Annotated in this window: 23 protein-coding genes; 18 read left to right on the forward strand and 5 right to left on the reverse strand. The window is 51.5% G+C overall.

Features of this window, described 5'->3' with window-relative positions; translation table 11 throughout:
• The first annotated feature begins 1 nt into the window (after position 1).
• The 12 genes from CEE36_02965 (at position 2) to CEE36_03020 (ending at position 8,886) form a co-directional block, all read left to right on the forward strand.
• Positions 2-541: a ferritin gene (locus tag CEE36_02965; GenBank protein ID TKJ43661.1), complete on the forward strand. Its 540-nt coding sequence runs from the start codon at positions 2-4 to the stop codon at positions 539-541.
• 200 nt (positions 542-741) lie between these two features.
• Positions 742-2,241, forward strand: coding sequence for a hypothetical protein (locus CEE36_02970; protein TKJ43662.1), 1,500 nt, complete (start codon positions 742-744; stop codon positions 2,239-2,241).
• 10 nt (positions 2,242-2,251) lie between these two features.
• Positions 2,252-2,458 (forward strand): heavy metal transporter, encoded by a 207-nt coding sequence (locus CEE36_02975; protein ID TKJ43663.1) that lies wholly within the window; start codon positions 2,252-2,254, stop codon positions 2,456-2,458.
• Positions 2,364-2,669, forward strand: coding sequence for a hypothetical protein (locus tag CEE36_02980; protein ID TKJ43664.1), 306 nt, complete (start codon positions 2,364-2,366; stop codon positions 2,667-2,669). Before CEE36_02975 ends, CEE36_02980 begins: the two co-directional genes overlap by 95 nt.
• Before the next feature lie 32 nt (positions 2,670-2,701).
• Entirely contained in the window at positions 2,702-4,939 is a 2,238-nt protein-coding gene (locus CEE36_02985) for a cation-transporting ATPase PacS (GenBank protein TKJ43665.1), read from the forward strand.
• A 111-nt stretch (positions 4,940-5,050) separates the two neighbouring features.
• A complete protein-coding gene (locus CEE36_02990; protein ID TKJ43666.1) occupies positions 5,051-5,605 on the forward strand; it encodes a hypothetical protein in 555 nt (184 codons plus the stop codon).
• 107 nt (positions 5,606-5,712) lie between these two features.
• A complete protein-coding gene (locus tag CEE36_02995; protein ID TKJ43667.1) occupies positions 5,713-6,159 on the forward strand; it encodes a hypothetical protein in 447 nt (148 codons plus the stop codon).
• Between the two features lie 107 nt (positions 6,160-6,266).
• Positions 6,267-6,776: a hypothetical protein gene (locus tag CEE36_03000; protein ID TKJ43668.1), complete on the forward strand. Its 510-nt coding sequence runs from the start codon at positions 6,267-6,269 to the stop codon at positions 6,774-6,776.
• A 386-nt stretch (positions 6,777-7,162) separates the two neighbouring features.
• Positions 7,163-7,513, forward strand: a complete 351-nt coding sequence (locus CEE36_03005; protein ID TKJ43669.1) for a hypothetical protein — start codon at positions 7,163-7,165, stop codon at positions 7,511-7,513.
• Positions 7,506-8,084, forward strand: coding sequence for a hypothetical protein (locus CEE36_03010; GenBank protein ID TKJ43670.1), 579 nt, complete (start codon positions 7,506-7,508; stop codon positions 8,082-8,084). Before CEE36_03005 ends, CEE36_03010 begins: the two co-directional genes overlap by 8 nt.
• A 217-nt stretch (positions 8,085-8,301) precedes the next feature.
• Entirely contained in the window at positions 8,302-8,463 is a 162-nt protein-coding gene (locus CEE36_03015; protein TKJ43671.1) for a rubredoxin, read from the forward strand.
• Positions 8,464-8,679: 216 nt separating this feature from the next.
• Positions 8,680-8,886, forward strand: a complete 207-nt coding sequence (locus CEE36_03020) for a hypothetical protein (GenBank protein ID TKJ43672.1) — start codon at positions 8,680-8,682, stop codon at positions 8,884-8,886.
• A 425-nt stretch (positions 8,887-9,311) separates the two neighbouring features.
• On the opposite strand, the gene CEE36_03025 is transcribed toward CEE36_03020, so the two are convergent.
• The 4 genes from CEE36_03025 to CEE36_03040 form a co-directional block, all read right to left on the reverse strand.
• Positions 9,312-10,808 (reverse strand): hypothetical protein, encoded by a 1,497-nt coding sequence (locus CEE36_03025; GenBank protein TKJ43673.1) that lies wholly within the window; start codon positions 10,806-10,808, stop codon positions 9,312-9,314.
• A gap of 130 nt (positions 10,809-10,938) precedes the next feature.
• Positions 10,939-12,114 (reverse strand): hypothetical protein, encoded by a 1,176-nt coding sequence (locus CEE36_03030; protein TKJ43674.1) that lies wholly within the window; start codon positions 12,112-12,114, stop codon positions 10,939-10,941.
• Positions 12,090-12,278: a hypothetical protein gene (locus tag CEE36_03035; GenBank protein ID TKJ43675.1), complete on the reverse strand. Its 189-nt coding sequence runs from the start codon at positions 12,276-12,278 to the stop codon at positions 12,090-12,092. The genes CEE36_03030 and CEE36_03035 overlap by 25 nt, the downstream gene beginning before the upstream one ends.
• Positions 12,279-12,341: 63 nt before the next feature.
• Positions 12,342-12,584 carry a hypothetical protein gene (locus tag CEE36_03040; protein ID TKJ43676.1) on the reverse strand — a complete coding sequence of 81 codons (243 nt, stop codon included), beginning with the start codon at positions 12,582-12,584 and terminating at the stop codon, positions 12,342-12,344.
• A gap of 202 nt (positions 12,585-12,786) precedes the next feature.
• Between CEE36_03040 and CEE36_03045 the strand changes: the two genes are divergently transcribed.
• The 4 genes from CEE36_03045 to CEE36_03060 all read left to right on the forward strand — a co-directional run bounded on the left by CEE36_03045 (position 12,787) and on the right by CEE36_03060 (position 16,036).
• Positions 12,787-13,416: a phosphoglycerate mutase gene (locus CEE36_03045; GenBank protein ID TKJ43677.1), complete on the forward strand. Its 630-nt coding sequence runs from the start codon at positions 12,787-12,789 to the stop codon at positions 13,414-13,416.
• Positions 13,417-13,423: 7 nt separating this feature from the next.
• Positions 13,424-14,548, forward strand: a complete 1,125-nt coding sequence (locus tag CEE36_03050; protein TKJ43678.1) for a hypothetical protein — start codon at positions 13,424-13,426, stop codon at positions 14,546-14,548.
• 148 nt (positions 14,549-14,696) lie between these two features.
• A complete protein-coding gene (locus tag CEE36_03055; GenBank protein ID TKJ43679.1) occupies positions 14,697-14,981 on the forward strand; it encodes an RNA-binding protein in 285 nt (94 codons plus the stop codon).
• A 596-nt stretch (positions 14,982-15,577) separates the two neighbouring features.
• A complete protein-coding gene (locus tag CEE36_03060; protein TKJ43680.1) occupies positions 15,578-16,036 on the forward strand; it encodes a hypothetical protein in 459 nt (152 codons plus the stop codon).
• A 215-nt stretch (positions 16,037-16,251) separates the two neighbouring features.
• Here the strand turns inward: CEE36_03060 and CEE36_03065 are convergent, their stop codons facing one another.
• Positions 16,252-18,039 (reverse strand): hypothetical protein, encoded by a 1,788-nt coding sequence (locus tag CEE36_03065; GenBank protein TKJ43681.1) that lies wholly within the window; start codon positions 18,037-18,039, stop codon positions 16,252-16,254.
• A gap of 156 nt (positions 18,040-18,195) precedes the next feature.
• Here CEE36_03065 and CEE36_03070 point away from each other — a divergent pair, with 156 nt between their 5' ends.
• Together CEE36_03070 and CEE36_03075 are read left to right on the forward strand one after the other, a co-directional pair.
• Positions 18,196-18,375: a hypothetical protein gene (locus tag CEE36_03070; protein ID TKJ43682.1), complete on the forward strand. Its 180-nt coding sequence runs from the start codon at positions 18,196-18,198 to the stop codon at positions 18,373-18,375.
• Positions 18,376-18,442: 67 nt separating this feature from the next.
• Positions 18,443-20,281 (forward strand): hypothetical protein, encoded by a 1,839-nt coding sequence (locus CEE36_03075; GenBank protein ID TKJ43683.1) that lies wholly within the window; start codon positions 18,443-18,445, stop codon positions 20,279-20,281.
• Positions 20,282-20,445: the final 164 nt, after the last annotated feature.

A 20,445-nucleotide genomic window follows, 5' to 3' on the forward strand; every position in this document is an offset into this window, starting at 1 on the left:
CATGATAAGCAAGAAGATCGAGGACGGATTCAACAAACAGCTGAACGCCGAACTCTATGCCGCATATCTCTACTTCGCCATAGGGGCATGGTTTGAGGGCTCCAACCTTGAAGGTTTTGCTCAATGGATGAAGGCGCAGGCGTTTGAGGAGATGAGCCATGCAATGCGCTTCTACAACCATATAATCGAACGCGGCGGAATGGTGGAGTTGTACGCTGTCAAAAAACCGGAGATCACCTTATCAACCCCTGTGGAGGCGTTTGAGGCGGCTTACGAGCATGAGCAAAAGGTCACAAGGATGATCAACGACCTGGTTGATCTGGCCCGCGAGGAGGGGGACAACGCGGCCCTTATCGGCCTCCTGCACTGGTTCGTTGCCGAGCAGATCGAGGAGGAGGAGCAGACCCTCAAGGCGGTAGAGCGGCTCAAGATGGTGGAAGGCAGCAAGGAAGGTCTCTTTATGCTGGACAAGGAGATGGGTGCAAGGCCTCTGATCGCAACCGCAACCATCCTGAATCCGGCTGCAACACCAGGCGAATAAATGAAGACACGATGGGCATCAAGGAGATGGTTCCCGAGCGACTGGGCACGGAAAGGGTCACCGACATCATTAAGGAGGAACTTTCCCACATCACCATGCTCAGCAATCAACTTAAGGAACTCAAGGGTTGATTCAGGCCGTTTGAGAGAAAAAGGTTGGGGGTCGCTGCAAGCGGCCCCCGCAGCCCCCAAGGAGAAGGAATGTTACTCAGCCCCAAGACCAGGATCGCAGAACTTCTGAAGGCTTTCCCTTTCCTGGAGGAGTTTCTGCCCCGCTACAACCCAAAGTTTAAGAAACTCCTTAACCCGGTCGCCCGCAAGACTATCGGCAAGATAGCCACGCTGCAGATGGCCGCCTCCAACGCCGATATTGAAGTCACCAGATTCATTGCCGATCTGCGGGATGCGATTAAGAGCCAGACCGGCCAGGAAGTTGGTATAATGAGCGCCGAGGAGATGGCAGAGCGGGCGAAAAGGATCAGGCAGATACTTGAGGAACTGCACGCAGCCGAGGGGAAGAATATCGAGGAACTGCAGGCGCGGTTCGCAGCCGAGATCAAGGACGTAAGCCCCACAGAGATCGCCGAGATCGAGCAGCAGTTGATCAAGACAGGCATCAGTGAGGAAGAGATAACCTCGATGTGTGATTTGCACGTGGCGGTTTTCAGGGAGTCACTGGATAAACAGGACTCTCCGGGGATGCAGCCCGGGCATCCGGTGCACACCTTCCGCGCCGAGAACCGGGAATTCGAGAAGCTGGCAAGACGGTTGAGCGAGCTGACCCGGGATGCCGACGAGCAGGCTTTGGCCGAACGTAAGGACGATCTTGAGGAAGTGCTGGATAATCTGGGCAAGATAGACATCCACTACACCCGCAAGGAGAACCAGCTATTTCCCTATCTGGAAAAACACGGGGTGCAAGGACCGCCCCAGGTGATGTGGGGGGTGCACGATCAGATTCGAGAGCACCTTAAGGCAGTTCGTGTCGGACTGACCCAGGGAAATCTCCAGGCAGTTAAAGAGCGCTCCTCAAAGCTGGCCGGTGCGGTGCTGGACATGATCTACAAGGAAGAGCAGATTCTTTATCCCATGGCCCTGGAGAAGCTGGATGAAACGGAGTGGTGGGAGATTCGCAAGGGGGAGCCGGAGATAGGGTATGCTTTAATAGATCCGCCGGGCGAGGAGTGGAGGCCGGAAATCGTGGAAGAAAGGAGCGAGGAAATGGCTAAAGAAAGAATTGAAGCAGGTTCGATGAACCTCAATGACCTGCCCGAAATCGTTGCTCGCAACATGAAACTGCCTCTGGACGTAGGCGAGCTTACCCTGGAGCAGATAAACATCATGCTCAAGCACCTGCCAGTGGACGTAAGCTTTGTGGACGAGTCGGATGAGCTGCGTTACTACTCCGACACCCCGGAGCGCATCTTCGCCCGAACCCCTGCGGTGATCGGCCGAAAGGTGCAGAACTGCCATCCACCCAAGAGCGTGCACGTGGTTAATAAGATACTGGAAGAGTTCAAGAAAGGCAGCAAGGATGCCGCCGAGTTCTGGATCGAGCTCAAGGGTAAGTTCATCCACATCCGCTACTTCGCCATGAGAGACGCCGATGGTAACTACCGCGGAACCCTCGAGGTTAGTCAGGATGTTACAGAGATCCGCAAGTTAGAAGGCGAGAGGCGGTTGTTGGACTGGGAGGATTAAGGAGAACGCCATGGAAGCAAAGAAGATAAAAATCCCAGCGATAAGCTGTCATCACTGTAAGATGACCATAGAGCGGGAGTTAGGTGAACTTGAAGGTGTAAGGAGCGTTGAGGTAGACGTTGATGCCAAGACCGCCCGCATTCGGTGGGATGCGCCTGCAACCTGGGAGCAGATCAAAAAGACCCTCACCGAGATCGGCTATCCACCTGAGGAATAGATACATGGAGAAGAAGATAGTCAAGATACCGGCGATCGGCGGCCACTACAGCCTCATCGAGATGCGGAACGAGCTGGCAAAGCTTGAAGGCGTAAAGGACGTAAAGGTGGATATCACCACCAAGCAAGCGCGTTTCATCTGGGAAGCACCCGCCACATGGGAGAAGATCAAGGAGCGCATAAGCGCCATCGGCTACCCGCCCCAGGAGTGAAGCCCGACGCATAGAGACCGCTAGGAGGACTGATGCCGCCTAAATCTCAAAAGACCGAGATACCCATAATCGGCATGACCTGCACCAACTGCGCGTTGACAATCGAGCGCTCGCTGAAGCGCAAGGTGCCCGGTCTGATCTCGGCCAACGTAAACTTTGCAACAGAGCGAGCATCGGTGGAGTTCGATTCTAAGTTAGCCGATCTCAAGGTGATAGCCGACGTTGTCGAGCGGGCAGGCTACAAGGCGGTTCTGCCTGATGACGACGCGAAAGCGGCGGACGCCGAGCAGGAGGCACGGGAGAAAGAGGTTCGCAGGGAGCGCACCGCGTTCTGGGTGGGTGTGGCGTTCACCGTTCCCCTGTTCGTTTTGAGCATGAGCAGAGATTTTGGGCTCGTAGGCGCGTGGGCTCACCAGCCCTGGGTCAACTGGCTGTTCCTTGCTCTTGCTCTCCCGGTTCAGTTCTTTACCGGCCTGGGATTCTACATCGGAGGCTTCAAGTCCTTAAGGAACCGCTCGGCCAACATGGAGGTGCTGGTGGCGATGGGCTCCTCGGTGGCATTCTTCTATTCCCTGGCGGTAATCCTGGTACCCCTGATCGCTCCAGGCATAAGCATCGGCGAACACGTCTACTTCGAGACCGCAGCCATGATCATCACCCTTATCAAGCTCGGAAAGATGCTTGAGGTGATGGCCAAGGGAAGGACGTCGGCGGCAATACGAAAGCTGATGGATCTTGCCCCCAAGATCGCCCATGTGATTGATGCCGACGGAAACGAGAAGGATGTTCCGGCTGATCAGGTGAGACGAGGCGACGTAGTAATAGTCAAGCCCGGCGAGGCGATACCGGTAGACGGGAAGGTAATTGCCGGAAGTTCCTCAATAGATGAGAGCATGCTGACCGGCGAGTCCATACCGGTGGACAAGAAGGAAGGGGCTGAGGTGTTCGGCGCCACCGTCAATCAACAGGGTCTTTTGAAGGTTAAGGCCACCGGTGTTGGCTCGGAGACCGCACTCGCCCAGATCATAAGATTGGTAAGGGCGGCGCAGGGTTCGAAGGCACCCATTCAGAGGTTAGCGGACAGGGTGTCCGGTGTGTTCGTGCCCACGATTATCGGAATAGCGATCGTGACCTTTGCTTTGTGGTGGGGATTGGGAGGCGAGTTCGTTCCTGCCATGCTAAGGATGGTTGCGGTTCTTGTGATCGCCTGCCCCTGCGCATTAGGATTAGCCACACCGACCGCAATAATGGTAGGTACAGGCAAGGGTGCGCAGATGGGCATCCTCTTCAAATCGAGTGAGGCGCTGGAGACCGCCCACAAGCTGGACACGATAATGTTCGATAAGACCGGGACCATAACAGAAGGCAAGCCGGTGCTTACCGATTGGTTGCCTCTGGATAACGGAGATGAAGGACTTGTTCTCGCCGCAAGTGCTGAGCGCGGCTCCGAGCATCCTATTGCGAAGGCGGTGGTTGAGGGAGCGGAGGGGAAGGGGGCGAAACTTAAAGAACCGAGGGATTTCAAAGCGGTCTCAGGATTCGGGGTAACAGCCACAGTCAATGGCAAAGATGTGAAAGTAGGCAAACCCGACTGGTTCGAGTTGAGCAGTGAGATTAAAGGCAGAGTGGATGAGCTGGCATCGGCGGGCAAGACGGTGATAGTGGTTGAGGTGGATGGCAAGGTGGTAGGACTCTTGGCAGTAGCAGATGAAGAAAAGCCCTCCTCCCATGAAGCGGTAGCTTCCCTTAAGTTTCTGGGGTTGGTACCTGTGATGCTCACAGGCGACAACGAACGGGCGGCTCAAGCCATTGCTCAAAAAGTGGGAATTGATAAAGTAATCGCCGGGGTTCTTCCAGAGAAAAAGGAATCCTACATCAATGAATATCAAAAGGATGGGAGGAGGGCGGCGATGGTGGGTGACGGCATCAACGACGCGCCTGCCCTGGCACGGGCGGACGTAGGGATAGCGATAGGCACTGGCACGGATATAGCGATGGAGGCATCGGATGTAACCCTGGTGGGCGGCGACCTTGCTGGCGTAGCCAAGGCGATCAAACTCTCCAAGGCAACCATGCGCACCATAAAGCAGAACCTGTTCTGGGCGTTTGCATACAACACCGCGCTCGTTCCCCTGGCTGCCGGGGTATTCGCCGCGGTAGGGCTTCTGCCGGGCTTCATCCTTCACCCAATGCTCGCCGCCGGTGCCATGGCGTTTTCGAGTGTGACTGTGGTGTTAAACAGTTTGAGGCTCTCACGGAAAAAGATATAATTATGAAGTGCAATGACACAGTCATTGCAGTCCAAAAGATTTTATGGAGTGCAACGAGCGTCTCGTTGCTTGCGACAACACGGTTGTCGCACTCCAGAATAGCGTTGTATAATGAGCGATGATTTAATCTACAAGCAGCACAAACACAATCCACCTCATCTGTTCATCCCCAAAGCCAAATACTTCATCACCGCTTCTACATACCAGAAAAAGCCTTTTCTAAGTTCTCATGAGAGCAAATCGCGTCTCCTGGAATCCATAATTAAAGGATGCGATAAATCCAACTGGTTATTGGAAGATTGGGTTATACTCGACAATCATTATCACCTGATGCTGCAAGCCCCTGAGGAGGATCCTGATTTATCCAAAATGATCAGTGAAATCCATCGCTTTACCGCTCTCTGGATAAAGAAAAATGCCTTGGAAGCGAAATCGGCTAAAAGAATCTTCTGGAACTACTGGGATAGATGTATTACTCACGAACGGTCTTACTTTGCCAGACTAAACTACATTTACTTCAACCCGGTAAAGCATGGATATGTCCCAAATCCTGAAGATTATCCGCATGGGAGTTATTATTACAGAATAAAGACTGAAGAAGAACGCCTCAAAAAACTACAACAAGATTATCCTTGGGGTCGTGTCAATGTCAATGACGATTTCTAGCTTGACGCAACAACACGGTTGTCGTACTCCAAAAACCCACTCTGGAGTGCAACGAGCGCCTCGTTGCATGCAACAACACGGTTGTTGCACTCCAAAATAATCTGTAAATGCCTGATAAGATAAAAGTGCTTTTTCTCTGCATCGGCAACTCATGCCGCTCCCAGATGGCGGAAGGGTTACTCAGACATCTTGCAGGCGAGCGGTTCGAGGTGGAAAGCGCAGGCACCATCCCTTGCTTCGTTCAGCCTAATGCGATCCAGGTTATGGGTGAACTGGGCGTTGACATATCCGGGCAGCGCTCAAAGCACGTGCAAGAATTTCAAGGCCAGTCCTTCGATTACGTTATCTCCCTGTGCGGCGAGAACAACTGCCACTCGTTTATAGGAAAGGCAGGCCAGAGCCTGCACTGGCCGTTTTCTGACCCGATCAGCGCATCCGGAACCGAGGAGAAGGTGCTGGGTGAGTTCCGCACCGTAAGGGACGCAATCAGAGCGAAGCTGGAAGAGTTCATAGCCGACCCTGGTTCCTTCTCCTCTGATTATGGAGTGCAATGACCGTGTCATTGCTACAACAACACGGTTGTTGTACTCCAAAGGACTTTCGTGAATGTTGCTTTCATCCCCATGTCAAGTAAAATTAGCTAAAGACTCAAGGAGGAGAAATGACTGTAGAAGAGGCGATCAAGACCGCAATCACCTACGAGACCAGGGTGCGAGACGTTTACCAGGAGGCGGTGGAAAAAGCAACCGACGAGAAGGGCAGACGCATCTTCAAGCTTCTGGCCGACGAAGAACAGCACCATCTTGACTTCCTTTATTCAAAACTTGCGATGTGGCAGGCATCAGGAGAACTCACCATCGAAGGACTCAGAACCGCTCTTCCCTCCAAGGAAAGAATCATCGAAGGCACCAAAAAGATGAAAGCCCAGGTCTCCCGGAAGGACTACGGGGCCGAGATCAACATGCTCCAAAAGGCTCTTGAAGCGGAAAAGGTAACATCGAGCTTCTACAAAAAGATGGTTGAAAAACTCCCCGGCGATGCCCAGAAGATGTTTGCCCAATTCGTGGAGATCGAGGAAGGACACCTCGCCTTAGTGCAGGCAGAGCTGGATTCGGTTACAAAGATGGGCTACTGGTTCGACTTCCGCGAGTTCGATCTCTACGGCAATTAATCACCCCACGACTTTGCTCACAAAGTCGCGGGGACCCCAAAATCTTTTCGACAATCGCCGGAATACTTCATCAAGATTCTAAAATCGGCAATCCTCAAACAATGTGGTCTGACAAGGAAAGAACTTGAAACTCTGTTATGACCGAGTCCATTATTTCGCTAAGCAACAAGCCTTGCTCACCCCGTCATTGCGAGCCACCGCAGGTGGCGTGGCTCCGTAGGATGACGGCTGCGGAACAATCTCATTGAGATTGCTTCTTCCTGACGCCTGCGACGTTAGGACTCGCAATGACTAACCCTTCTTTCGGAAACTTCATCTCCCCTAACCACCGACCTACAATCACCCCGCGCTTGACACCCACTTATGCTCGGATATATTACTAGCCTATGAGCAGGATTGAAGATTTCAAAAAAGAGCGCGAGCGGCTGCACAAGAAGCTGATGGAGTTCGCGGGAAAGAATATGAAGACGTTCCATCACCTCGACTGGCAGACATATCAAGAGGGTGCTCTCGATGCAAAGACCAAAGAGCTTCTGGGACTGGTGGCCTCGCTTGTGCTGCGATGCGAGGACTGCATCACCTACCATCTTATCAGATGCAAGGAGGAAGGGGTTACATCTGCCGAATTCGAGGAGGCCCTGATGGTGGGATTAATGGTGGGCGGTTCTATCGTAATCCCCCATCTGAGAAGGGCGGTTGATCTGTGGTGCGACATGAAGGAGGGAAAAAATGACTGATGAACAGAAAAAGGAGCTTTTCTCAAACCTTATCCACAAGGTAAGTCAGGCCACGCGTCCCGTAACACAACCTGACTCTTCCCTTTCATCTTCTGAAGCACAGTCAGGCGACGATGCCGATGCCAGGCTTCAGGCAGTATGTGATCTCCTCAAAGAAGAAGTTCCCCACTACGACTGGGTAGGATTCTATCTGGTAGACCCCAACAAGGAACGTGAACTTGTTCTCGGCCCATTTGCCGGCGAACCCACCGAACACGTTCGCATCCCCTTCGGCTACGGCATATGCGGGCAGGCCGCTGAGCGAAAGAAGACCTTTATGGTCCCGGACGTTGCCAGGGAGCAAAACTATCTCTCTTGCAGCCCGCACGTCAAATCCGAGATCGTACTGCCCGTACTCAGACAGGGCGAGGTGATGGGGGAGCTGGACATTGACTCCAACACCCTGAATGCGTTTTCGGAGGAGGACAGGGCTTTCCTCTTAAAGGTCTGCTACGCCGCTACCAGGCTGTTGCAGCGCTCACAGGAGGCAAGAAAAACCCAGTACCCGTACCCCTTCGGGGCATTCTCATAATTATTCGGAGCTTACGCTCCGCGCACAAGGAGATAACACCCGTAACACGCCTTGCGTAATATAGATGATAAGTTGCATTGGCAGGAGATTTAAAAATCGGAGGTTTTGGAAATGAATAGCTCAGTAAGCAGTTATCCCTTCATCAGACAAGGGGCTTAAGCCCCTTGTTGGGAGATTGTAAGACAGAGAAGAAAGAAAAAAATCAAAGGAGAACGACATGAAGCGCTACGTCTGCAACGTGTGCGGTTACGTGTACGACCCCGGGGTAGGCGATCTGGATTCGGACATCCCTGCTGGAACCGCGTTTGAGGATCTACCGGATGATTGGACATGTCCGGTGTGCGGCGCGTCCAAGGACGACTTCTCGCCCGAAGAGTAGAATCAACCGGGATCTAATCCCCCTGCCACCAATAACAAAAAGAAGAAGGATACGAATCCAGGCCTTCCTTACAGCATGCGAGGCAACGGATGGGGATGAGTAAACTCCTTTTCACTTGACTTCGCATATAAAGTATCTATAATAAGCGTAGGATGTTTTTGAGATATTAGGGATGAGACGGAAGATACCGCAAAAACAGAAGATGAGGAAAATAATATGGAGTGTAGGATCAGCGAGGGACAAGGAGAATTCTCTGTCCTGCTGCCTTTAAGACAATCAAATCAATGCTCCTACATCGTCTTTTGCACGGGAGAAGGAAAGAAATCCACCCGCTCAAGGATCATCGCTGTAGGAACGATACTCGATTCCCACCTTGCAAAAGAGCTCTCAACCCGGGAGGACACACTTCCCCCTCACCGATGACAGATTCTGGACAACTTTACTGAGAGACTCAAAGACGAGTATACTTTTCAGAATCCGCTATGAAATTATCCATTAGGATAACTCTAAAAATGGATTGCCAAGAGCCCCTTTTGCAACTCTATAAATTACGCAACTTAACTGAAGGCAACCTGGCACGACGCTTGCTACCCTCCAGAACGAATGGAGGTTGTGATGAAGCTAAACATAGAGAAGAAGGAAAAGGAGCGTTTGAAGAAGGAGTTGATCCGCAAGCTTGAGGCGAGAATCCGCCAGGCTCAAACTGCGGATGCAACCCGCGCCTACTAGATTAAGATTCAATGCCTCCTCATAAAATGCGGCTCCCCTGTGGGGGGGCCGCTTCCTTTTACCCCAAACCGACGCTGCGCATTGCTTTGGGGACCCGATCTGGTTTGTAAGGTGTTTGCTTACTTAAAGACCGTGATTACAATCCTGCGGTTTAGAGCGCGCCCCTCCTCGGTCTCGTTCGAGGCCACAGGCTCTTTAGAACCCAAGCCCCTCGCGGTGATAAGATTCGGACTTATCCTCTCCACCCCAACGAAGTAGTTTCTTACAATCTCGGCCCTGGCCGCAGAGAGTGCCTGGTTGTCCTTATACCTCTCTCTGAACCCCTCGGCTAGAGGAACGTTATCGGTATGCGCCTCGACCCGCAACACCTTCCCCGGATAGTTGGCAAGGAACTCGCCAATCCTGGCAAGAACTCGATATCCTTCGGGGAAAGGTATCTGGGCCGAGCCCTCGTCGAAGCGGATCGCCTGCTCGGTCACGGTGATACGAACCAGGCTGTCGCTATCCACTATACCAAGCCCGTGGATACGGCCCACCTCTTCAAGCGCCTCACGTCTCAGACGCTCGATATCCGCACGTTCCCTCTCAAGGGCAGCGCGCTCCTTTTTGATTTGATCAAGCTCTTCACGTAAGCGGTCGCGCTCACGCGCCAGTGCCTCCTCACGCAGACGCCTTGCACGCTCGGCCTGCTCTGCTAAGATACTGTCCTTCTCAGCCTTGCGGGCATCGCCGAACAAGACGTTTAAGGAAAACTGGTGAAGAATCATCGAGGTATCGGCAGCCCCGTAGTTTAACGCCGTGCCGTAGCAAAGCTCGAAGTCCGTCTTCTGTAGCCGGTGTGTGCGCAGGGTTACGCCCAGGGTGGGTGAAAAGCCTGAAAGCTCATCCGTCCCGTAGCGTATCCCGGCACGCAGTCCAAGATGATCGCGAAACAGATAGGCCTCTGTGCCTAAATGAAGCTTTAAGACATTCTCTCTGAATCTCAAAGCCAGATCGCCGGCCAAAAGAAGGGATGAGAAGGGTCCCGATCCATTAAGCACCGGTTCCCAGACAATCCCGGTATGGACAATAGGGGATGAATAAAGATCAAACGCCGTCTCCACCACGGATAATCCCAGGCCAAGCCCTTTCGGTAAAGAAACCAAGCTGCCTATGGAAAAGAAAGCGCCTTTCGTAAATCGCTCTTCAAAGGCGTAGCGGTCAGGTTGCTCCGGGCTTCTCCAGATACTATGAGTGCCAAATGCCGCACCCAAGTTGAAGTGTTTCCCCAAGGGAACGGCCCAAAAGAAGCGCGCATCTGCATCACCGCTTCCCCTGTCTGCCATGCCGGGGATATGCCAGTAGAAGAGATTTCCCCCTATGCTGCCCAGGCCACGCACCGGCTGAACATAGCTAAAGCTCCAGTATCTATTCCAACGGTACAGCGTGGCAGACAGAGCCGTAACCGGCCGCATCCATCTAGCGGGCAATGCAGGATTGGTGAGAGCGGAGAACGCATCATCAGCGACTGCCACCTGATCACCTCCCAGGCCTAAGGTGCGTGCGGAGAAGGATACATCCTCGAATGCCGAAAGGCCTCCTGCCGCAAGAAGCAGCACAACCAGACGCTTTATCATTAAAATCCTCCGGGATGATCCATTTCAGTTGAAGGATAGCCCGCAAGAGAGAAAAGTCAAATTAACCATTAAGGACAACAAGACGCATGGGCCGACGGGAAGGTCGGCCCGGCTGAGCCTCTATCCTTCTCTAACGCAGCAGGATGACCTTTTTTGTCGCCGTCTTAGCAGATTGAAGGCGAATAAAGTAGACGCCGGGCGAGTGGTGTGTTACGGGCCAGGTGATTGTGCCGGATGATCCGCTGACGTGCAATTCATCCACCTTTCTGCCCACCGCGTCGAAGACAGCGAAGCTGGCGTGGAAGCCTTGAGGCATATCGAAGTATTGCAGGACGATTTGACGTCCGACCGAAGCTGAGAGCCGCCAATTGGATGGATGTGTTACGGGTGTTACGGGCGGCTCCTCGGAAATGCCTATCCTCGCAAGATCCGCAACGGGGAAGAAATCCGAACCCTTATCATCTCCACAGCTCGCAATCGTAGCCACCTTATTGGAAGCCATCACGTGGTAGATCGCATGGGCTGTTGCGTCGCCAAGTGCACTGGTGTAGCGGTAGTACTCCCCTGTGTGTAGAGTTCCCTGCCAGATTTCTGTTTTGTCTCCTCCATCTCGTGGAATCCTTGTCACTGTGACCTCCGTACTGTCTTTGAATGCGACAACATGAAGTCGAGAATAATAATCCCTGCCGCCTCCGGAAAGTGATGTCTCAACGGGGAGATAAAACTCTGTTCCTAGACCGGTGCCGCCTCGGTCTATTCCCCGAACCATGTAGAAGGCAATCATGCTTGCACCGTAGCTGGCCCAGGGAGTCTGAGCAACCGAGATATCCTTATCCGCATGTATGTAAAGGGCTATCCTCTGAGGCATATCCATTCCCTTGATCTCACCCTTTTTAGGACACACCACCTGCCAGATCGTATCAGCGGGATCATCAAGATCGGTAACGACAACCGTTGCATCGTCTTCCCAGGGGATGATGTTCAAATCCTGAGATGCCTCTGTCCAGTTATGACAATAGGTAATGAAATCCTGACCGGTGAAGGTTCCGTTGAACGCAGGTGCGTATGTGCCTACAACCCCGCTGAGCCCGCTGAGAGTCACCGCCGACACAGGCTTGGTTGACTCAACCGAGAAGATTAAGGGATGGGGAGTCGGAGAGTCTTGGAGATAATACTCGGCGCTATCCAGATCGCCCTCCCATATTATTCCACCTTCATCTATATCGCGAACAACGACATGGGTACTATCGTAATAGGCGAAGACAGCTATAACCGCATCGCTTACAGAAGAGATTTTGGGCCCCACAGATAGAGCTTGGTACTGAGTGGGCTGTTGTTTCCATCCACCGCGTACCAGCAGCCTAATCCTTCAATAAACGGATCGCCACTGAGAACCGAAAACCCTTTGGGGGCAATAATTCTGTATACACCTGCGGCGAGATCGCTTACCAGTTTATACTCCTCCTCCATCAAGGTATCAAACCAGACGGACTGACCATCGGAGTCTACTACCTGGAATTCGGTCGAATCAGCCTAGGAAAAGATCACCACATCGCCGTAGGTATACACGTAGGTGGCAAAGGTATCCTCTTCGGACAACGCGGGGAATTGAAAGCGCCCGACAGTATGGGTGGGTTCGGAGTCATCAAGGACAGACATCAGTATGCCGCCGACTGCATAATCCGACCACTGGTTCTCACCCGATCCGTAGAGGACAAACCCAGCGCCCATAACCAACACCACCAGCACCGCACTCCAAAACACGTTTTTCTTCATGCCTACCTCCTCTTGATTGTTTTAACCTCGGCTGCATCGAGCAGCCCCCACTTACATAAAAGAACCTGCTTCCCTCAATATAGTCTTTTTCAAAAAGATGTCAAGTGAATCGTGGGAGGCCGCGATGTTCATGCTCTTGACAGGATTAAGATATTGGGATTTCAGGAGTTGACATAAGGCCCTTCCGGAGTTAAAGTTAGATATGCGGACAACAATCTATTTGATAAGACATGGAGAGTGTGCCGGCAATCGGGAAGGACTGTTCAGAGGCAGATATGACTTTCCCTTAAACGAGGTAGGACGCAAGCAGGCCATCTGGTTGGCTGAAGAACTCAAAGACGTAAAGTTCGACGCGGTCTACACCAGTCCACTTTCCAGGGCTATGGAAACTGCTGAGGCGATCTGTAGAAGTCAAGGGATTGAGCCGATCGTAGAACAGGGCTTTAATAACATCCACCTTGGTTCCTGGGAGGGTAAGCCTAAGAAAGAAATCGCCGAGCGATTCCCCAAAGAATTCAGACTGTGGCGCAGTGAACCGGAGAAGCTAAAGATGAAGGGTGCCGAAACCCTGTCCCAGGTACAGGAAAGGGCTGTTGCCACGCTCGTAAGAATTACCAAAGAAAGGATGGGAGGAGGGTTCGCGGTGGTGACCCACCGTGCGGTGCTCAAGCCGTTGATTGCCGGTATCTTAGGCATCCCTGCCCCCTACTTCTGGAAGCTGCACCCGGAAACTGCCTCCTATTCGATAATTGAGCACACCCCCCGGGGGTACGCGCTTTCGTTATTTAACCAGACCAAGCACCTGAAGGAGTTCATCCGTGAAGATGTATAGGTCATTATTGATTCTGGGACTGGTTGGTGTGAGTTACGGGCAGGTAGAGATCAACGGTCAATACGAGAACGTGTTAAGTGTCCAGCACATCAAGAACTTCTCGATTCTTGATCTCAACAATCTTCTCTTCTCGGTGGAAGGCGACCTGGGCTCATCATCCTTCCTGCACGCAGATGCCGAGGCCTCGCTTCCGTTCGGATCGGTTGATGTCAACCTGCTGGATTTTGTGCCTGATTCCCTGGCTGATATGATCCCCGATTCCCTCAGATCTCTATACGACTATAAGCTGGAGCCCTCGTTCCGCATATCAAATGCCTACATGTCCATCTCATGGAAGAGGCTGGTGGTGAGGTTGGGCAAGCAGCCCCTGGCCTGGGGCACGGGATATGTGTGGAATCCCACCGAGATCATCGCCCCCAGGCTGGCGTACGATCCCAGTTATCGCAGGGACGGCGAGAACGCATTAAGGCTTTCGTATTCGTGGAGATACGGCGGAGGAGCGGAAGTGATTGGTGTGTTGCGGGGCAGACCGGATAGCAGTATGGCGATCTTAAGGCTCAAGGAGAATCTTTTAGGCTTCGACCTTGCCGCAATCGGCGCCTGGCTCTGGGACACCACCACAACTCCAGATACAACTCGGAGAAGATTGATGCTGGGCGGTCAGTTCGCGGGTGAGATAGGCAACATCGGCCTGTGGGCCGAGGGCGGATATAACCTATATGAAGAAGATCCATTGAGTTACGCTGAGTTTGTAGTGGGTGCCGATCACACCTTCACCTTTCGCACCCACGTTATGGCCGAGTATCTTTACTACGGGAGAGGTTTTGACTCTGCAGATGACTACACCTTCACCGGTTGGCTGGAGAGGGCATCTGGGCTTCGTAAAGCGATGGGGCAGCATCTGTTATATGTTGGCGCGGATCAGACGATTATAAGCTTCCATAATGTGGGCATCTCCGCGATCGTGAGCCCGGTGGATGGCTCCGGTATCGTAATCCCTCGATTGAGCCTGAACCTCGCCGACAACCTTGATCTATCCGCGTTCGGTTTGATCTCCTTCGGGGACGAAGAATCGGAGTTTGGCGCTGCACCAGTCAAGGGCGGAATTTTGAGATTAACCGGATACTTCTGATCTTCTCAGCCACAGACCGTTGAAGTTACGGAGTTCTAACCTGTTTCCTTTCCGATGCTTAGCGACAACTCAGGGTTGACACCCTCCTTAAAAAGGTTATAATATAACGTTCGAGGTGCCACCAACGGCACCAATAAGGAGTAAATAGATGCGTTTATTCGTCGGAAACCTTCCCCGCTCCTACGAGGAGGAAAAGGTACGCGAGATCTTCGCTGAACACGGGGAAGTAAGTAAGGTAGCGGTTCCCAGAGATCGCTACACTAACGCCCCTCGCGGTTTTGCTTTTGTAGACATGCCGAATGACGAGGAGGCCAAGGCGGCCATTGAAGCCACTAACGGAACAGAGCACGAGGGCCGCCAGATTAGAGTAGAGGAAGCCCGCCCTCCACGCGAACGCGGCGGCTTCTCCAGAGGCGGTGGAAACCGCTGGTAAAACAAAAAGATACCTTTCTCGTCATTCTTGACAGTTAGTTGATCGAGATCGAGAGAAAGTGATAGGGGCCGACTTCAGGTCGGCCCCTATCTTTTATATCACAGGGCACCCTGGATCGACCAGCCAACTGATCAACTAAGCGGGGATTGACAGGGAAGCTTTGTCCCATATACTTCTACCCTAAGGAGGCAAGCTTACTGCCTCTATGTGAGGTAAACGCTCTTTAATGTAATGGAGGAAGCATGGGAAAGGCAAAAGCCCCTATAAAGAAGAAAACCGCCAAGGCGACCAAAAGGACCTCTAGGAAGAAAAAAGCCGGCGGCAAAAAGAAGCGCAAGAAGTAATTTGGTCTTGAGCCCATCGGGTTGTAAGCTCTGGTGGTCAGTGAGATTAGTAGCGCAGACCTTTAGGTCCGCCTTTATTTTTAGCGAGGCTAATACCCTATGAGCGCATAAAGCGCTCAAGGGGCACGCTGAGCCTCGCACTACATGCTGTGTGCTATACATGTAGTGCGGGACTTTAGTCCCGCTAAATAAAACTCAACGAAAAGGAAAGGTTAGGTTGACAAAAAACATGGTCTGATTTACTCTAACCCAATGAGGAAGAAGCGAATACGCCTCAAGTCTTTCGATTACCTGGGTGCTTACAGATACTTCGTGACCATCTGCACGCATAACCAGAAGCAGGCATTCACCAGCGAGGGGCGCGTAAGAACCGTCTCTGACATTCTGAAAGAAACCGCTGAGCAGGAAGGATTCACGGTCTGGGCCTGGTGTTTCATGCCGGATCATTTGCACATCCTTGTCGAAGGTGTTAATGAGAAATCCGATCTCCGCCGGTTCATGAAGATATTCAAACAGAAAAGCGGCTATCAGTGGAAGCAGATTGAAGGCGAAAAGTTATGGCAGGAAGATTACTTCGAGCGCATCCTGCGGCGGGAAGAAACCACCCCAAAGGTCATAGAATACATTCTCAACAACCCTGTGCGGCGTGGTTTGGTTTCTTCTCCGGAGGAGTACCCCTTCTCCTATTCTCTTTTAGACAACAACATGTAGCGCGGGACTTCAGTCCCGCAGCGAGTCTAAAGACTCGCTCTACACGAATATAATCTGGAATTGTGATCAGTCAAGGTAGAACATGTAGCGTGAACCCCAGAGTGCCCCCTTTGGACATTAGGTTCGCAGCGAGTCTAATACCCTATGAGCGCATAAAGCGCTCAAGGGATACGCTGAGACTCGCACTACATGTCTTATTCCACAAGAGAAGCAATTTACTCCGGTATCGTAGCGATGATCTTGGGATCGACCTTGTACTGTTTCAGGAATTCGCGCCGCTTGAACTTCATGGTCTTGACCCAGTTACGGTAGACATCCATCTTCTTATTCTTCTCAAAGAAAAGGATAGGATTGAGGATTTCTGCCGGCACCTTTTTGAGCAAATCCGCGTTCTCCTTAGCCTCCACGTCCACAATCTCGTAGCCGAAGTCAGGATCAAGCTGCCAGGCTATCTTACCGGCAAGCATCCCCTCAAGCATCGCTGACGAGTGAGGAATCTTGACCTTGAGTGCTTTGCCCGCCTCAACGTCATTCGCATCGCCGCCGATATAGCCGGTGTTCATGAGCCAGGTCTCGAGATTTGGTATCTGGGCACTAAGCTCTGCAAACCGGACCGCCTGAAGACCCATCGCCTTTGGGAAGAAGGGCTGGGTGAAGGGCGAGCGTGTTCTGCCGCGCTCCTTGCCCGCTGCAGAGGTCTTGGTGGTCTCGCCCAACATAAAATAGGCCGCTGCCTGTTCGGTAGAGACAAAGCGCACGATGCCGGGCATGGCCGCGTCCGGTCCCTCGTCCCGGTTCAGGATGCCCATCGAACGCACGGACGGAATATCCCGCAAATCCGCCGCACCCTCGATACGCGACATGGGGATCACCGAACGACCGTTCTGGGTCCAGACCAAAAAATCCCAGCCGTCTTCCGGGATGCCATAGGCATCCACTTTATCCTCAATATTGACCTCCCCACTGATGTAGGCGTCCACGTTTTTCTGCAAAGCGCCGGTGATGATCAGGTAGTCGCGCAAACGCTTGACTTCTTCAGGAGTAAGACGTTCCTTGGAGAAATCGAACCCGCCCTCAGCATCGGTGTAGACGTTCTCTACCCAGGCCGCGGGATCGAGGGTGCCTTTGTAGATAATCGGTTCCGATTCCTCCTTAAGCCCCCAGGTCTTGGCGAACGCGCCATTCTCAGTGATTGTAATCTTCCCTCCCGGCCACAGGCACACCATGTCGTCCTGGATCGGTTGGGTCAGCTCGCCCTGCTTGGAGAATGTGGTGGTGGTCTTTCCCGTTCCTGAAAGCCCCATCACGGTCATGGTGATGCGCTCGCCGCGGATGGTCACCGCCTTGGCCCCGGCGTGAAGCACCAGGCCGCCGCGCTGATAAACGTAGTCGTTAAGCATTCTGAGAGCCCCCTTCTTGGACTCGCCGAAGTAGTCCGCACCGATCACGTATGTTGTGTAGTTCTCTAGGTCTACAATAATGGCCTGCCCGCCCGGCATGTCGGGAAGTGGAAACTCGGGAACCATCACCACCCGGATCACCGGTTTGTACTCCTCGGCAAGCTGCTCGGGCGTCTCTACCGCATCGCGCGGGAAAGAAAGAATCTGCTGCATGCCGGCAACGTTCGCGCACGGCAGGGTGTAAAGCCACTGGATAGGGAAGCGCCGCTCGTCCAGCCCGTAGTAGCCCTGGATCTCGATCAGCCTGCCCTGCAGTTCCACATACTCCCACACCCGGCTCAGGATGCGTTCGGCGCGATCAGGCTCGATCACCTTGCTCGAATAAAGATGCGCATCGGGCTCAGGAGCGATGACGTAGGTGTATTGGGCTTTCCGCGCCTTGTTACGCGCGATCTTCGAGATGTTACCGTATTTCGTAACATAGCAGGCCGGTGTGTGTTCCAACGCCAGCCGGCGCAGGTCGGCTTGCGACGGGTTCTTGATGTAAGCTACGTTGAACGGATGCGGCTCCTCCTGGGGCGGCACCCGCTTGACCTTCGACATCTATATCCTCCTGGGATTCAGCTCAAGCCTCTTACAATACGTATCTTACTCAGGGAAACGGGAATTGCAAGTGGTCGGCGTCGTGATTACTCTACTGTTTAAATCGGCGCCAACTCGTCAGGTTTGAGTGGCACTCGTCACCAAAAAGATGGTCAAATGCTGGTCAAAAGCTGGTCAAAAGCTACCCAAAAGATGGACAAAAGCGCGACTGCGTCGCAATTACAGATTGAAGATTCAAGATTGAAAGATTTAAAGATAGCTCCGCAAGCGTCGCCCTCCGGTGCAAATATCAAAATGCAAAGCAAAGTTAAGGGGGCTGACAGCCGTCGGCCGTGAGCTGTAAGCTGTTTGCCGTGAGCTCCTAGGGGGGTTGACAAGCAGCTTCTTTGGAATAAATTTAGATATGAGTTTAAGAAGAGAGCTTTTATTTCTCATTTCACTTTCATTTGGGCTCTTCATTTTTTGTGGGGAAAGGGAACTGACACCCCAAGAGATTTTTAGGTCAGATTCGTTTTATACCGAGGCTTTGCGTTATGAAAAATTTGGAAATTTGGATAGTGCAAGGGTTTTATGTGAAAACGCCTTAAGAATAAACCCTAAACATTACGATGCTCAGAGAAAATTAGCTGCAATTTACTTCGTTACTCAAGATTACCCCCAGGCTGAAGGGACATACCGTAGTTGTGTTGAATTAAAGCCAGATGATTTTTGGACTCAGTATAACCTAGGCTTGGCCTTACTTTACCAAGGTAAATTCTCTGAAGCCGCATTAGCAATTCGGAAGGCCATCGAGATTGACTCTACCCGCATTTTTGCATTTATTCACCTTACTGGTGCTTTAATTGGTAAAGGCGATGTTGTTAACGCAGAAATCGAAATAAGAAAAGCCATGAGTATTGAGCCGCAAAACGTAGATTTTCGACTTCATCATGCCTGGATATTATTTGTAAAACAAGATTTCGATAGAATGGAAGAAGAGGTTGATAATGTTTTGCTCTCTAATCCAGATATTACGTTTGCCCATTATTTGCGAGCTATAATTTGGTTAGTCAGAAATAAACTAGATAGAGCTGAGGTCGAATTCAAAAAAGCTATCGAATTGGAGCCAAATTTACCTCAGTTACACGCTCTACTTGGAGGGGTGAAACTTAAAACGGGTAATTTGGGGGAAGCGGAAGAAGAATTAAAACGGGCGTTGGAGTTGGGTGATACTCACCCTTCAACATACAATAATCTTGCTACCCTTTATGAAAGGCAAGGTCGAACCCAAGAAGCAGAGGAAACATACATAAAAGCCATTGAATTAAGCAGTGATGACCCTACGCCTTACAACAATTTAGCATTTCTTCTATTTTACAAAGGTGAGTTAGACAGTTCATCAGTTGTTTTTTCAAAAGCCTTGACTTTAGCGAAAGAGGGCGAAGCACCCAGCATAAAAGATATTGCAGAGGATTTTACTAAAGTGTTACTCATTAAGGGCTGGGAAAATTGTATATTAGGCGATTTAGATGAAGCAACACTTGAGATTGATTCAGCAATTTCAGTGCTTAATAATTACGAAGTGCGTTCAAGAGGGAGTGAGAAGATACTTAAAGTTAATGCTAATACTCTGAGAGGTATAGTTTATCTTAAACAAAGAAAACCGGGCCAAGCTACCGAAAAGTTCGCCAAAGCCTTGGAAAACGATCCGAGAGATACTGTGGCCAGATATAACCTTGCCTTAGCTTATTTAATGGCTGGCCGTTTCGATAATGCAGAATTGGCAGCCTCAGCTGCTATTTATCTAGCTGGTGAAAAAGGGTACCCGGAAGGAGAAAGTCTCTTAACTTACATTAAGAAAAAGAGGGAGGAAAGAAATGCAGGGTTTCGTTTTCATTGGATTCAATTAGGTGCCCTTGTACTAGTCGTCGGTTGGCTTGCCGCTTCTATGTGTGTTTTCTTTCATAAAAAAATAGGGAAAACTAAAAAAGGTCAGGAATTCAGAAGGCGATGGGCATATACATTTATGTTGATTTGGATTGCTTTGGCATTCATTTTCTTTATCTTCCCATATACGAAGATTGTCACTTTCCCTACTGGCGGACAAGTCGAATTAGACCAAGATAGAATAAGACTCCCACAAGAAATAAGCCCTGATTTCTCACGTATTGCACAGCCCCAAATAATGACTTTTCCTGAAGAACCAAAATTCCAAATCGATATGGTTCTCGATTTAAGGAGTTACGCACCCCAATCTCCTTGACTTCCCTCTTTAATCTCCGCCAAATCACTTAACTACCCCACAACTCCGCTTCGCGTAGTCGCGGGGACCCCAAGGGGATCGTGCTGCATATGAGATCGCCACGGTCGCGATGACGTAATCCCCTCCCCCTTAATCCCCCTACCCTATGGGGTGCAGTAAAATTG

The organism is candidate division TA06 bacterium B3_TA06 (assembly GCA_005223075.1).
Classification (GTDB): Bacteria; Hydrothermota; Tepidihabitantia; order B3-TA06; family B3-TA06; genus B3-TA06.

Bases quoted from the DNA above. Each gene is read 5' to 3' on its own strand.
- CEE36_02970 (TKJ43662.1), top strand. From the start codon at position 742: ATGTTACTCAGCCCCAAGACCAGGATCGCAGAACTTCTGAAGGCTTTC.
- CEE36_02985 (TKJ43665.1), top strand. From the start codon at position 2,702: ATGCCGCCTAAATCTCAAAAGACCGAGATACCCATAATCGGCATGACC.
- CEE36_03005 (TKJ43669.1), top strand. From the start codon at position 7,163: ATGAGCAGGATTGAAGATTTCAAAAAAGAGCGCGAGCGGCTGCACAAG.
- CEE36_03055 (TKJ43679.1), top strand. From the start codon at position 14,697: ATGCGTTTATTCGTCGGAAACCTTCCCCGCTCCTACGAGGAGGAAAAG.
- CEE36_02995 (TKJ43667.1), top strand. From the start codon at position 5,713: ATGCCTGATAAGATAAAAGTGCTTTTTCTCTGCATCGGCAACTCATGC.
- CEE36_02965 (TKJ43661.1), top strand. From the start codon at position 2: ATGATAAGCAAGAAGATCGAGGACGGATTCAACAAACAGCTGAACGCC.
- CEE36_03070 (TKJ43682.1), top strand. From the start codon at position 18,196: ATGCTGGTCAAAAGCTGGTCAAAAGCTACCCAAAAGATGGACAAAAGC.
- CEE36_03035 (TKJ43675.1), bottom strand. From the start codon at position 12,278: ATGGAGGAGGAGTATAAACTGGTAAGCGATCTCGCCGCAGGTGTATAC.
- CEE36_03020 (TKJ43672.1), top strand. From the start codon at position 8,680: ATGGAGTGTAGGATCAGCGAGGGACAAGGAGAATTCTCTGTCCTGCTG.
- CEE36_03000 (TKJ43668.1), top strand. From the start codon at position 6,267: ATGACTGTAGAAGAGGCGATCAAGACCGCAATCACCTACGAGACCAGG.
- CEE36_03010 (TKJ43670.1), top strand. From the start codon at position 7,506: ATGACTGATGAACAGAAAAAGGAGCTTTTCTCAAACCTTATCCACAAG.
- CEE36_02975 (TKJ43663.1), top strand. From the start codon at position 2,252: ATGGAAGCAAAGAAGATAAAAATCCCAGCGATAAGCTGTCATCACTGT.
- CEE36_03040 (TKJ43676.1), bottom strand. From the start codon at position 12,584: ATGAAGAAAAACGTGTTTTGGAGTGCGGTGCTGGTGGTGTTGGTTATG.
- CEE36_03075 (TKJ43683.1), top strand. From the start codon at position 18,443: ATGAGTTTAAGAAGAGAGCTTTTATTTCTCATTTCACTTTCATTTGGG.
- CEE36_03045 (TKJ43677.1), top strand. From the start codon at position 12,787: ATGCGGACAACAATCTATTTGATAAGACATGGAGAGTGTGCCGGCAAT.
- CEE36_03060 (TKJ43680.1), top strand. From the start codon at position 15,578: ATGAGGAAGAAGCGAATACGCCTCAAGTCTTTCGATTACCTGGGTGCT.
- CEE36_03025 (TKJ43673.1), bottom strand. From the start codon at position 10,808: ATGATAAAGCGTCTGGTTGTGCTGCTTCTTGCGGCAGGAGGCCTTTCG.
- CEE36_03065 (TKJ43681.1), bottom strand. From the start codon at position 18,039: ATGTCGAAGGTCAAGCGGGTGCCGCCCCAGGAGGAGCCGCATCCGTTC.
- CEE36_02980 (TKJ43664.1), top strand. From the start codon at position 2,364: ATGCCAAGACCGCCCGCATTCGGTGGGATGCGCCTGCAACCTGGGAGC.
- CEE36_02990 (TKJ43666.1), top strand. From the start codon at position 5,051: ATGAGCGATGATTTAATCTACAAGCAGCACAAACACAATCCACCTCAT.
- CEE36_03015 (TKJ43671.1), top strand. From the start codon at position 8,302: ATGAAGCGCTACGTCTGCAACGTGTGCGGTTACGTGTACGACCCCGGG.